The following is a 12,482-nucleotide window of genomic DNA, read 5'->3' as shown; positions in this document are numbered from 1 at the left end:
CGTCGCCAAGCACGAGGAACCAACCGCATGTGATGCGGTTGGTTTTTTGTTGTGCGCAGAAGCAGCGACTTACCTCTCCCAGCCTGGGAGAGTAACTGAACCTTCGATCGAAGCAACCAACTCCTCTTAACGAATCCTCAGCACTCAATTTTTCGATTCACGAGCCTATGGCAGCGCTTAGGAATCTGAATCACGCTAATCGCTCCAAACCCACCGAAAAACAATCCATTTTAGCGAAATAAGGCTATCTGGATTCGTTAGTTGCAGGGATTGCGTAATATCGGCCGATTAGCGTTTCCTAAATTCTTAAGCAGAGATCCATGCATAAGTTGGATGGCAGCTTATGCCTACCTGATTTGCGGGAGGTTGAAAAAAGAACCGTTTTCCAGCTGCTGTACGAATTGCTGCAGCCATTTATAATACTCAAGCGCTTGCTTGAGCTTGTGCAGATCCTGGAGACAGATTTTCCGTTCGTCATCAGGGGTATCAATAGAAAGAATAATGTCGGAAAGCTCGGGAATAACGTCTTCAATGGCGTGACTCATTACGTCGATTTCCCTTTGCAGCTTCATCGTAAAAAAATTGCGGAAAGCGAGGAAAAAGTCCGTTTCGGCTACGTACAAATCTTTACGCTCCTGCTTCTCCTCCAGTTTGGTCACCATTTTCGATTCCATCAACGATCTTACCGCATAGCTCATATTGCTTTTGCTCATGTTCATATGGGTTTTCATATCTTCAAGCGTCATCGGTTTGTCCTCGAAATACATAACGCCATATAACTGTCCAAAGGAATAAGTTGCCCCGTATAAATCCATCGTATCGGCAATCGCGTTAATAACCGTTCGACGCAGCTCGCTCCGTCGCTCGGCCGAACCACTCTCGATACCGTTTTCATCGCCGCTTTCACCATTGCCCTGACTGTTGCCCTCTATCATGCCTTCACCCGCCATTTTCGTATGCATGCTTTCTTCAATTATACTAAAAGCTTTTACTAACCTAAAGCACACATATAAAGCATCACATTTACATTTTATTTAGTTAATGTTTACGCTGCGATAACCATTCTGCTCACTTCTGATTGTACAATATTTTTTGTACGATACAACTGTTTGAACGATAATATCAATATTTTACCTACTGTTAAAAATAATTTGAACGGAGGAAGAGGTTATGAATAGGTTGAGATTAGGCCGGGAGCTGCAGGCTTTGCTGTTCACGTTGCCCGCTATGGCGCCCCTCGCCGTGTTCTGGTTGTTCCCGATCGGCTATGTATTCTATTTAAGCTTGACGAGCTGGGACTTCATGAGCGAGGACAAGCCGATTGTCGGACTGGACAATTACGTGGCGTTGCTGCAAAACCCTGCATTTTACGAGTCTCTCAAAGTGACGCTGCTTTTTGTTCTAGGCAACGTGCTGCCGACGCTGGCTGGCGGCCTAGCTCTAGCCGTGCTGCTGAACCGAACGATGAGGCTGGGCGGCGCATATCGGGCGCTGCTGTTCTCTCCTTGGGTTACGCCAACCGTCGCGGTATCGATCGTATGGTCGTGGATTTTCGAGCCGGAGGCGGGACTTGCGAATGCCTTGCTAAGATGGTTAGGCGCGGAAGGCGTAGGCTGGTTAAGCGATCCGGATTGGGCATTGGTCGGTATTTTGCTCGTCACCGTCTGGAAGGGAATCGGCTGGGCGATGGTCTTTTACTTGGTGGCGCTTCGAAATGTTCCGGGTGACATCCTGGAAGCCGCCAGCATCGATGGGGCGGGAGCAACGCGTAAGTTCTGGCAAATTACGCTTCCGCTGATCTCCCCTACGACGTTCTTCTTGACGGTCGTGCTCGTTATTTCTTCGCTGCAGGCATACGATCAGATCAACATTATGACGCAAGGCGGACCAGCCGGATCGACGCGCACATTGCTGTATTTGTATTATCAGTCGGCGTTCGAAGCGTTCAACATCGGCGAAGCCTCGGCCGTTGCGGTGACGCTGGTCGCAGGGTGCGCGCTGCTGTCGCTTGTTTCATTCACCTTGAGCCGCAAGTCGGTTCATTATTAAAGACGGCCAGGCGGTCTGAATAGGAAGGAATGCGATGAATGACCAAGAGCAACGGAATTAGGCGAGTATTGATGCATGTCATGCTTATTGTTTTGTGCGCGATTATGGCTTTCCCGTTTTACTGGATGGTAACCAGCGGGCTGAAAACCAACGATGAAATTTGGCAGACGCCGCCTGCGCTGTGGCCGGCCGTACCGTTATGGAGCAATTTTGTCGACGCCTGGCAGAGCGCGAATTTCGCCAGGTATATCCTGAACAGCGTGACGGTAGCTTGCGCCATAGCGCTGATCCAAGTCGTCAATTCGGGCATGATGGCGTACGCGCTGACTCATATGCCATTTCGTTTGAAGGGCTCATTGACAGCGATCATACTGGTCAGCTATATGGTGCCGACGACTGCCGTGTATTTGCCGGGTTATGTCGTCTTGTCCAAGCTCCATCTGCTCGACAGCTATGCGGGACTTATTTTATCCAACTCGGTTAGCGTGTTTTCGATATTCCTTATTCGGCAAGCTTTCATGCAGGTTTCGCATGAGCTTGTGGAGGCGGGGCGGATCGACGGTGCTTCCCATCTGCGTATTCTATGGACGATAATCGTTCCGTTGACGAGGGCTTCCTTCGCCGTGCTGGTGCTTATTACGTTCATTGAACAATACAACAACTACTTCTGGCCGATGCTCATTACGAAAAATCCGGATTTGCAGCTTGTATCGGCCGGTCTGCGCAGCTTTTTTGTGGAGGGAGGTGCATACGGGCTGAAGTGGCCGCTCATTATGGCTGCCAGCGCCTTCACGATAGCTCCGCTGCTGCTGTTGTTTCTTTTTACGCAAAAAACGATTATGCAAAGCGTCAATTTCACTGCCGGTGTCAACAAAGGGTAGGAGAGTAAAGAGAAATCATATTATAGTTAATGGAGGCCTATTAAAATGAATACGTTAAAAAAAGGGTTAGCTTTTACGCTTATTTCCAGCTTTGCTGTGCTTACGGCTTGCGGTTCCAATACGGGAGCAAACTCGCAGGAAGGATCCAATGCGGCGACTAACTCCGCAACAAACGCCGCTCCCGAGCAGACGGCGGCAACCGAACCGGTGAAGATCGAGTTCTGGTATGGTCTCGGCGGTAATCTCGGCGACAATATGAAGAAAATAATCGACAAATTCAACGCATCGCAATCGGAAGTCATCGTACAAGGGATCGTACAGGCTGACTATTCCGAAACGGAGCAGAAGCTGCAGGCCGCGATCGCAGCGGACAAGGTTCCGGCAGCCGTGCTGTCGTCCAATAACGACTGGGCGCGCAAAGGCTATTACGCAGAGCTGGACGAATTAATGGCGACGGCAAAGGATTTGAAACCGGATGACTTTGTGCCTACTTTTATCGAGCAAGGACAAGTTGATGGCAAGCAGTATTTCCTTCCGATGTACGGAACGACCCAAGTGATGTATTACCGCAAGGATGCTTTGGAAAAGCAAGGTCTGAAAGCCGAAAACCTGACGACTTGGGAAGCGCTGGCTGATGCCGCGTCCAAAATGACCGTGAAAGAAAACGGGAAAACGACGTTTTACGGCTGGGAGCCGATGTGGGGACGCGACAATATGATGGACGCTGTATTCAGCAAAGGCGGCTCGGTGCTTAGCGAAGACGGCAAAACCGTTCTGATCGATTCGCCGGAATGGGTGGAAACGTGGGAGCTGTTCCGCAAATGGATTCACGAGGATCAAATCATGCGCATTCACTCCGGAGGCCAAGGCTGGGAGTATTGGTACAAAACGATTGACGACGTCATGAAAGGCAATGCGGCGGGTTACACCGGCTCCAGCGGCGACCAAGGCGACCTCGATTTCACGCAGCTTGCAGCTATGGAGCAGCCGGGCTGGGAAGGCGTTGGCGACGGCAAAGGCAAACCGGTAGCAAGCGGAATTATGGCGGGCATTCCGGCCAAAGCAAGCAAGGAGCAGCAAGAAGCGGCATTCAAATGGCTGACGTACTTCAGCAACACCGAAAATACGGCGTTCTGGTCGATGAACACGGGTTATATTGCGGTACGTCAATCCGCGCTTGACGACCCGGAGTTCAAAGCTTATAGCGAAGCGAATCCGCAAAGCCGTATCCCGCTCATGCAAGCTTCCCATGCGAGCAAGCCGTTCATTGATCCGACAGGCGGCAAAATTACCGATGCGCTGACGATTGCGGCAGATAAGGTACAGATTAGCAACAAGCCGGCGGCAGAAGCGCTTAAGGAAGCGAAGGAAGTGGCGCAGAAGGCGCTCGATGCGGTAACTAAATAGGTAGAAGCATGCCAGGGCAGCGACGGGGAAGAACGGTTAGTTCCTCCCCCGTATGCCGCCAATGGTTACAGTTACAAGAGAGGTGGAAGCAATGGCTACGTTGACCATAGGCGGCAACGTTTATGAAGTGGATGCGATTTTGATGGATAAGGACGGCACGCTGCTCGATTTTGTATCCATGTGGGGCTATTGGAGCGAAAAAGTCATGTCTGCGTTTAGCGAAGAGCTGACTAGACGGGGGATGAAAGCTCTTGATGCGGCAGTGATTCCCATGCTTTGGGGAACGCGGCATGATGAAAGCGGGCGTATAGTCGAGTACGATCGCAACGGACCGCTGGCGATGGGAACGATGGCCGATTTATACGCCGTGCTTGCTTGGCAAGGTTATATGGCCGGCATGTCCTGGGCGGAAGCGAGAGCGATGGCAATCCGCTGCGGCGAGCAGGCGAACGTTGCTTTATTGAAGGAACGTCCTGCACGACTGTTGCCGGGCGTGCAGTCGTTTCTTGACGCCTGCATGCAGCAGGGGCTCAAGTTGGCCGTCGTAACGGCGGATGAAACGGATGCGGCGCTCCGCCATCTGGAGTGGCTTGACATTCGTCCCTATTTTGAGGCGGTAATCGGAACGGATCAGGTGGAGCGAGGCAAGCCGTTCGGCGATATGGCGGAGCTCGCTTGCTTAAGGCTAGGCGTTACCCCGGCAAGAACGGCCGTCATCGGCGATACGAATGGCGATATGCTGATGGGACGTTCGGTGGGCGCTAATCTGCGAATTGCGCTTACGGGCGGCCAAGCAGCCTACCCCGATGCTAGTCATATCATTCTAGGCTACCAGGAATTGCAGTTGGGAGGCTAGCGCAATTGAAAGGATTGAACGGGAGCGAGCTGGGCTGGATGTTTCTAGGGCTGGCCATCTTGCTGGAATTAAGCGGCACCTTGTCCTTGAAGATGTCGGAAGGCTTCTCGCGGCTGTGGCCGTCCATACTGATGTTTTTATTTTACGGAATCAGCTTTACCTGCTTGAACTTCGCGCTGCGTTACATGGATATGAGCGTTGCTTACGCTACCTGGTCAGGTATCGGTATTGTGCTCATTTCGGCGGCAGGCGTATGGTTTTTCCATGAGCGTTTGTCTACAACGTCGATGTTATGGATGTTTGTCATAGTCGTGGGGGTGGTGGGGCTGAACATGAGCTCCAAAGCGCATTCCTGACGAACTGCCATGAAGGAGGGCGAGCATAGGTTTGCCTACTAACGGAAGGGGAATCTTTATGAAAAACAGAGCCGATGAGACCGAGAAGCCGAAACTGCTTGCATGCTTTCAGATTCTATCGGATACGCATATCAGATCCGACGACAATCATTTGTACAATCGTCATCTTCGGCTGGCGCTCGAAGATATCGCTTCAAGCGAATATGTGTCCGAGAGCTGCGGGATCATGCACGCAGGGGATATTACCGATCATGGCTTAATTGAAGAATATGAGGCGCTGCAGCGTATTTTGCGGGATTATGAGAACCGTCTGCCGGCCATCGCATATACGGTTGGCAATCACGATGTCGCGCTGGGCGATTGGGCGTACCGGATGGAAGGTTACGAGACGGTCAGCGGCAGGAGAGACACTTACCACGATCACTGGATCGGCGGTTATCACTTTGTGTTTCTGGGGACGGAGCGAGGGCTGGAGCGGTTTGCGACCCTGTCGGCAACCCAGCTTGACTGGTTGGACGAGAAGCTGGGGGAAGACGCGGCGACGGGCAAGCCGGTATTCGTATTCCTCCATCAGCCTTTGAAAAACACGGTAGCCGGTTCGCTGGAGCATCAAGCCTGGTTCGGCGTGGAAGAGGATGAAGAGCTGCGTTCGGTGCTGCTTAAGCATCCGCAAGCGCTGCTGTTCACGGGACATACCCACTGGCATCTGGAGTCTCCGCATACGATGCATCGCGCCGGCGAGCGGGGGCCAGTCATGTTCAATACCGCATCGGTCGCTTACTTGTGGAATGACGACGACGTCTATGTACAGGGCAGCCAAGGTTATTATGTCGAAATCTACGCGGATAAGGTGCGCGTGCGCGGCCGGAACTTCGCGGAAGGCAGTTGGCTGGCTGCCGCGGATTTTGAAGTGGAATTCTGATAGATAACGAGAGAAGGAGAACCCCGCAAACGGAGTTCTCCTTCTCTAATGATGCAGCAAGTGGTGCTGTTATGGCTTATTCATGGCTTATTGAGCGTTCAGTTGCTGAGACGCTAAATAATCGACGGCGCGCAGCGCGACGGTGACGGCCTCTGCACGGGTAGCTGGCTGGGCCGACCCGAAGCGGTTATTTTCCAATCCGAAGATTAGTCCGTGTTTGACTGCTGTTGCGATATAAGCTTTGGCGTAGTCTGGAATTTGACCCGCATCAGCGAATGTCAACGTACCAGCATCCTCTAGCGGCAGCTTGAGCGCTCTAACGATCATAACCGCCATCTCCGCTCGGGAGATTTCTTTATTCGGACGGAAGCTGCCGTCCTCGTAACCGCTTATGATACCAGCCGACATTGCTTGCTCAATAAATGGTTTCGCCCAAGCCGGAATGTTGTCCGCATCAGCGAAGTCGATTGTTTTGCCCGAGCTCTCCAACTTTAATGCGCGGCTAACGATTGCCGTCCATTCCGAGCGCTTGAGGGAGGCATTGGGTTTAAAGTCTCCATTTGGATAACCGAATATAATGTTGAGCTGCACGGCGCGCTCAATCGCTTTGCTCGCCCAGTGTGAAGCCGTATCGTTGAACACGATTGCAGGAGTGGATGGGTTAGGCTCGGAAGTACCGTTCTCGCCGGTCTCCCCAGTTCCGCTACCAGGTTCTTCAGTCGCTTCCTCTCCTGTCGATGGGTCATTCGGATTCGGACGGTCGGGAATCGAACCGAAGTTGTCGGAACCCCAATTTTGAACCGGTGTAGCGGAGCGAATCTCGATATCGACATCGTATTCCTCTACATAGTTGATAGCCGGCCAGTTGATGCTTACAGAGCCGCTCAATTTCGACGGAATTTCATCAATTTCGAATTGTACTCTTCGCGTATTGGAGCTAGCATTGCTATCGATGGTAGAGGTTTCGCTGCCACCGACCATAAACGATGTAATTTCATTGCTTTGCTTTAAATAAATTTGCATGTATTTCATGCCGTTTTGAACCAACAATCGGCCTGGATGCGCGACATAGTCGTTCATAACCGATGTTTGAGAAGTGCCTGCTTTTAGAATAACGAAGTTCAAGCTGTATTTTCCGTCGGCCAGCGTATTAGGATTCGTTCCCGGATTTGTTCCCGGATTCGTGCCTGGATCCGTGCCAGGGTTCGTTCCCGGATCCGTACCAGGATCCGTGCCAGGGTCTGTGCCTTCTCCCGTGCCGTTATCGACCAACGTCATGTTTTCCAGATCCAAGTTTAAGTAAACGTTATGCCATGCGGAATAAACAGGTGACGTCATTTCAATGTTAACCAGTACCGTTTGAGTGGTGTAAATATCATCGATGTTTACAGTAACCGTGCTGGAGTTGGTAGTCGAATCTTCAATAGGCGCAACGTCAGCGCGATCATAGCGCACGAGGTCGGCAGGATCAATCGTCGTGTTGGCGCCGTTTCTTGTAATGGTCGCTTTCGTCTCCCCGGGCTTTAGAATGCCGATATACGCGAACAAGTTGGAGTCTTTCATTTCATGGGAGAAAGACGCCTCGCCATTACTGATCGTCAAACGGCCGCTATCCGGTACGGCATAACCATATACCGAAGAGGTAACATTAGAGCCGTCATCCTTCAAATAGATGTAAGGAACGCTGTACGTGCCATCCGGTGGAGGAAGCTCTGAAACGTCAAGATCCAGGTATACATTGTGCCATGCGGAATAAGCAGGCGAGGTCATCGTAATATTCAACAATACCGTTTGCGTTTCATAAATATCATTGATAGTTAAGGTTGTTGTAATGGAATTGGTAGTCGAATCTTCAATAGGAGCAGATGTTGCTGCTTCATAGCGAACAAGATCGTCTGTGTTGATAGTTGTGTTAGCGCCGTTTCTTGTAATGGTCGCCTTCGTCTCGCCCGGCTTTAAAATACCGATATACGTGAACAGCTCGGAGCTTTTCATTTCATGGGAAAAAGTCGCTGTACCGTTGGAGATCGTTAGTTTACCCGTGTTTGCAACGGCATAGTTATTAATCGAGGAGGTCGAGCCTGAGCCGTCATCCTTTAAGTATTGATAGGGAATTTCGTATACGCCGTCTGCCGGCGGAGCCGGAGCGGATTGTTGAGCCGAGGCAGCCGCCGGTAAAATCGTAAGCAGCAGAGCCAGCGCCAAAAACAGTGCTGTGAACGGGCGAAGCTTATTGCGCATTTGGTGTAACACTCCTTAGGATGTTTTTAATTAAGAAAGCAATGAAACAAAGATAATGCAACCATCGGCTAATGCCATCTACTTGGCAACAAAACCGATTAACGTAATAAATGGTTTCCCTCCCGCTACGAAATTGTATTTCAAAAGGCACAAGGAGATGGCACTGTGCAGATGAACGACCACCAAGGATAATGAGAATCATTATCGTTAAAGCGGCAAGTTTGATTCTACTACTGGAGTATGAACGGAGCATGAATTTTAAATTACAAATTGAAGCAGCCCAAGACGTTTATACGTCTTGGGCTGCTTCTTACTTGCGTATTAGTCTAAATAATCAAGCAGGCGGATAATAAGCGCCAGAGCTTCCGCACGGGTTGCAGCGGCATTCGGATCGAATCGGTTGCCGTCTTTGCCTTTAATTAATCCCGCTCCAACTGCGGCGGATACTTCTTGTTGTGCCCAAGCTGGAACGTCATCACCGTCAACGAAGGATAGAGTGGCGCTCGGATCCAGTTTAAGCCCCGCAGCGCGAGAAATAATGACTGCAAGCTGTGCTCGCGTCAACTGACCTTTTGCACGGAACGTCGAATCCTCGAAACCGGCGATTAAACCTGCGGTTATGACACGCGCTACATGGGTTTTAGCCCAGTTCGGAATGCTGTCGAGGTCTTTCAGTGCGCCGGCTTCACCCTCGCCTTCGAGACCTAACGCTTTGCTGATCATAACGGCGAACTCGCCGCGCGTCACGATGTTGTTCGGACGGAAGCTGCCATCCGAGAAGCCGCTGACGATGCCTAGCTTGACTGCACGTTCGATAACGTCTTTCGCCCAGTGATTTGCGGTATCGGAGAATTGAATGTTCGGACCTTCATTGCTTTCTGGGTTTGTTTCTTCTTGCCCGTTCTCGCCATTCGGGTTAGTGACTTCGCCTTCTTCACCTTCTTGGCCTTCGGTTTCTTCGTCCGGGTTAGGCAGGGCTGGCGGGCCGACCGAGCCGCCTCCAATGACACCGGAGTTGCCGGCATATGTGGCCTGGGCTTCATCGAATTTGAAATGAATATCGTATTCATGGTGATAGTTCAAAGCGCTCCAATCGATTTTCACCCACGCGCTTAGTTTGGAAGCCAAGTTTGACAAGTTGAAGGTTACCACGCGCGTGTTGTTCGCGGCGTCTCTCGACGTTACGGAGCCGCTGCTGCCACCTATCTTAAGTCCGGTAATTTCGGCGCTCTGTACGACAGTAAAGGATACGGTCTTGCTTCCTCCATTCACTTTAACAAGAGCGGGGCTGACAAAATAATCGTTAGCTACCGATAGTGATTCCGTTCCATACTTCAGGACGGTAAAAGGAATGTAATAGTTTCCGTTCGCAGGATATTGCGGATCCGTGCCGTTACCCGGAGTGCCCGTTCCGGGATCAGTTCCGGGATCAGTTCCCGGCTCCGTACCGGTCAAATTAACAGAAGCTTCAAATGCGGCAACCGCCATACGTAACACAATTAACGCGGCATCTGTTTGGATCTGGGTTCCATTCGTCTGGGTGGCAGCTCCACCCGCCGTATCAATGGCGGTTTTGAATGTGGAAATCGCCGAGGCAGGATATTCACCGATTGCAGTTCCCGCTTTGGCTCCGCGCCATGTCGACATGGCTTCAAGGAACTCCGAGGATAACAAGGAGTTGTTCACCCCGTTAAAGTTCAAGCGAACTTCATGCGTTCGATCATAATTGGCTGCCGGAATGGAAACATGCAGCTTGGCGTTCTGTAACTGGCTTATATCGATGCCATTGAGCAGTACAATACGATAATCTTCCGCAGCGTTTTCGTACAGAACGTCGGCATCGACATACTCGCCTTCGCTTTGCTTGAACTGGAACTCCGTTACTTGCGAGCTGTTCAAAATTTTAATCGTCGCATCATAAGTAGTACCGGTAATTTGGGTAACGCGGGCAGGCTTCTCGAAGTAGCTATCCGCGCTGGAGAAGGCCGCATCCGTCGCATGAGCGATCGTGTAGTTCAAGGTTGAACGTTCCAAGGACAGGAACGTAGTCACGACTTCAGACAGCGCAGCCGAAGCAGCGCTAATGTCCAACCGTGTAGCGGACAATTGAGAGCCCGTAACAATGGCGGTGTCGATAGCGGCTTGCAGCGTCGCCAAAGCGTCAATGTCGTACTGACCGCTTAATTCGCCGTTCAAGGCGCGATCATGCAGCTCCTGCGCATCGGCGATTTCGCCGTTTAGATTATCAAGCAATGTGCCGTTCAGGCTTAGATAGACGGATTCAGTGACACTAGGCTCATCGGCGGTTGAATAGTTCATGAAGACGATGCCGCTTATGGATTGATTATTAAAAGTCGTATGTCTTTGCTGTAATTGGGCGGAGTATTGACCAGTTCCCGCATCTAAGCCAGTAGACGCCACTGTAACAGGCAGATCCATCACAAATGTGGGAGTGCCGTCCGTGCTCGGCCTGTAGTAGGTGATAGACGTAATTGGAATATTGTCATTGATGATAATATTGGCATGCTCGCGAGGCGTGCTGCGTTTTAGAATAGTCGCGGTTGAACCAAAGAGAGAACTTTTCGTGGATTCAACAGCATCCGAATCAAGGGAGTCAAGTACGATGAGACGGGCATCTGTCGCTATTATTCTGGCGTTATTAATGGCGGTCGTCGCCGTACTAAGCGAAGTTACGCTTGCATTGACTTGATCTTGTGTGGCCAAAGCATTGTCATATACAGCCTTCGCATTCGTAATCGGTGTACCCATAGTTGTAGACGTCAGCCCGGCAATCGAGCCCTCGACATATACCCCGGCATTTGTAACGTATGACAGATTGGCAGCGAAAGCCTCTGCTTCTTGAATCGCGGTCAGCAACAATGATTTGTTAACCGTAACACGTTGTTGCCTGAACACATTCAACGCCTGGACTAGCGCATTGTAAGCCGTAACGATTTCTTCGTCGGTCGCCGCCATGTCGCTCTCGACCTCGATAGCATCGCTGATAGCATAATTCAAGGAAGTCCTTGCTCCCGGTTTGTATGCCCCATGCCATGCGCCGTCTTGGGTACTGTTATATAAGGATTGGGCTAAAGTGATTTGCCAGGAAAGATCATCAAGGCTTACGTCTGGCTCTTCGGTCACTGGAGGCTCTTCGACGGATACAAACGGAAGATTGCTTGTATCAATCACGACTTGAGCCAAATACCAATGATCGTAGACAAAAGGTTGACCTTGAACATAAAGATCTTTCACCACAATGTGCATCAGCACATCTTGCTTGACTTGCACATCGTCAATTGGAAATTCTACTGTGCCATAATAGCCTTCAACTAACGTATTCTCGTTTAGCGGTCCGCGAGGGACAGTGCCGTCCGAGACATCAACCTCTGCTGCCTGATTGAATTGGGATACGGCATCCGCGTTCGCAGAGGGCGTGCCGCCTGGCTTCAAGCTGCCCCAATACTCGTACCAGTCATAGTTAATAAAATCAATTTGCAGTTTGTAGACGCCGTCCTCGGCGATCAGCTTACCTTTTGTTGATTTGAGATGTCCTTCGGCATACGATTCCTTATTGCTATTGTTCTGTAAGATACGGAAATCGACTTCGTATTCGCCGTCTCGCACCTTAGTAGCTGGAGCAGGTTCGGCTGCTGCCGCCGAAATAGGAAAGGCAGACAAGAGAAGCATGCTCGCAATCAGAATAGACAAGTAACGTTTGAATGACTTCTTATAAAACATGATGATTACTCTCTCCTTTGCAAAATAAG

At 50.7% G+C, this 12,482-nt stretch carries 9 protein-coding genes; 6 read left to right on the top strand and 3 right to left on the bottom strand.

Annotated features, from left to right (window positions below):
* Window positions 1-347: 347 nt before the first annotated feature.
* Window positions 348-962, bottom strand: a complete 615-nt coding sequence (locus AC0YN0_RS30995; protein ID WP_475824686.1) for a GbsR/MarR family transcriptional regulator — start codon at window positions 960-962, stop codon at window positions 348-350.
* 208 nt (window positions 963-1,170) lie between these two features.
* Between AC0YN0_RS30995 and AC0YN0_RS30990 the strand changes: the two genes are divergently transcribed.
* The 6 genes from AC0YN0_RS30990 (at window position 1,171) to AC0YN0_RS30965 (ending at window position 6,471) form a co-directional block, all read left to right on the top strand.
* A complete protein-coding gene (locus tag AC0YN0_RS30990) occupies window positions 1,171-2,049 on the top strand; it encodes a carbohydrate ABC transporter permease (RefSeq protein ID WP_475824685.1) in 879 nt (292 codons plus the stop codon).
* 71 nt (window positions 2,050-2,120) lie between these two features.
* Window positions 2,121-2,930 carry a carbohydrate ABC transporter permease gene (locus AC0YN0_RS30985; RefSeq protein WP_442050305.1) on the top strand — a complete coding sequence of 270 codons (810 nt, stop codon included), beginning with the start codon at window positions 2,121-2,123 and terminating at the stop codon, window positions 2,928-2,930.
* A 45-nt stretch (window positions 2,931-2,975) separates the two neighbouring features.
* Entirely contained in the window at window positions 2,976-4,337 is a 1,362-nt protein-coding gene (locus AC0YN0_RS30980) for an ABC transporter substrate-binding protein (protein WP_475824684.1), read from the top strand.
* 91 nt (window positions 4,338-4,428) lie between these two features.
* Window positions 4,429-5,193, top strand: a complete 765-nt coding sequence (locus AC0YN0_RS30975) for an HAD family hydrolase (protein ID WP_475824683.1) — start codon at window positions 4,429-4,431, stop codon at window positions 5,191-5,193.
* Between the two features lie 38 nt (window positions 5,194-5,231).
* Window positions 5,232-5,549 carry a DMT family transporter gene (locus AC0YN0_RS30970; protein ID WP_475824688.1) on the top strand — a complete coding sequence of 106 codons (318 nt, stop codon included), beginning with the start codon at window positions 5,232-5,234 and terminating at the stop codon, window positions 5,547-5,549.
* A gap of 58 nt (window positions 5,550-5,607) precedes the next feature.
* Window positions 5,608-6,471 (top strand): metallophosphoesterase family protein, encoded by an 864-nt coding sequence (locus tag AC0YN0_RS30965; protein ID WP_475824682.1) that lies wholly within the window; start codon window positions 5,608-5,610, stop codon window positions 6,469-6,471.
* Between the two features lie 87 nt (window positions 6,472-6,558).
* Here AC0YN0_RS30965 and AC0YN0_RS30960 read toward each other — a convergent pair whose 3' ends face one another.
* Both AC0YN0_RS30960 and AC0YN0_RS30955 read right to left on the bottom strand, forming a co-directional pair.
* Window positions 6,559-8,712, bottom strand: coding sequence for an NEAT domain-containing protein (locus AC0YN0_RS30960; protein ID WP_475824681.1), 2,154 nt, complete (start codon window positions 8,710-8,712; stop codon window positions 6,559-6,561).
* 321 nt (window positions 8,713-9,033) lie between these two features.
* A complete protein-coding gene (locus AC0YN0_RS30955; RefSeq protein WP_475824680.1) occupies window positions 9,034-12,453 on the bottom strand; it encodes an NEAT domain-containing protein in 3,420 nt (1,139 codons plus the stop codon).
* Between the last annotated feature and the right edge of the window lie 29 nt (window positions 12,454-12,482).

This window comes from Paenibacillus sp. J22P218, assembly GCF_056269195.1.
Note: the sequence above shows the minus strand (reverse complement) of the source record. Positions and strands in the feature narration are given on the sequence as shown.

Excerpts from the sequence above, each read along its gene's own strand:
- AC0YN0_RS30970 (WP_475824688.1), top strand. The coding sequence starts at position 5,232 with ATGTTTCTAGGGCTGGCCATCTTGCTGGAATTAAGCGGCACCTTGTCC.
- AC0YN0_RS30990 (WP_475824685.1), top strand. The coding sequence starts at position 1,171 with ATGAATAGGTTGAGATTAGGCCGGGAGCTGCAGGCTTTGCTGTTCACG.
- AC0YN0_RS30975 (WP_475824683.1), top strand. The coding sequence starts at position 4,429 with ATGGCTACGTTGACCATAGGCGGCAACGTTTATGAAGTGGATGCGATT.
- AC0YN0_RS30995 (WP_475824686.1), bottom strand. The coding sequence starts at position 962 with ATGCATACGAAAATGGCGGGTGAAGGCATGATAGAGGGCAACAGTCAG.
- AC0YN0_RS30980 (WP_475824684.1), top strand. The coding sequence starts at position 2,976 with ATGAATACGTTAAAAAAAGGGTTAGCTTTTACGCTTATTTCCAGCTTT.
- AC0YN0_RS30985 (WP_442050305.1), top strand. The coding sequence starts at position 2,121 with ATGCATGTCATGCTTATTGTTTTGTGCGCGATTATGGCTTTCCCGTTT.
- AC0YN0_RS30960 (WP_475824681.1), bottom strand. The coding sequence starts at position 8,712 with ATGCGCAATAAGCTTCGCCCGTTCACAGCACTGTTTTTGGCGCTGGCT.
- AC0YN0_RS30955 (WP_475824680.1), bottom strand. The coding sequence starts at position 12,453 with ATGTTTTATAAGAAGTCATTCAAACGTTACTTGTCTATTCTGATTGCG.
- AC0YN0_RS30965 (WP_475824682.1), top strand. The coding sequence starts at position 5,608 with ATGAAAAACAGAGCCGATGAGACCGAGAAGCCGAAACTGCTTGCATGC.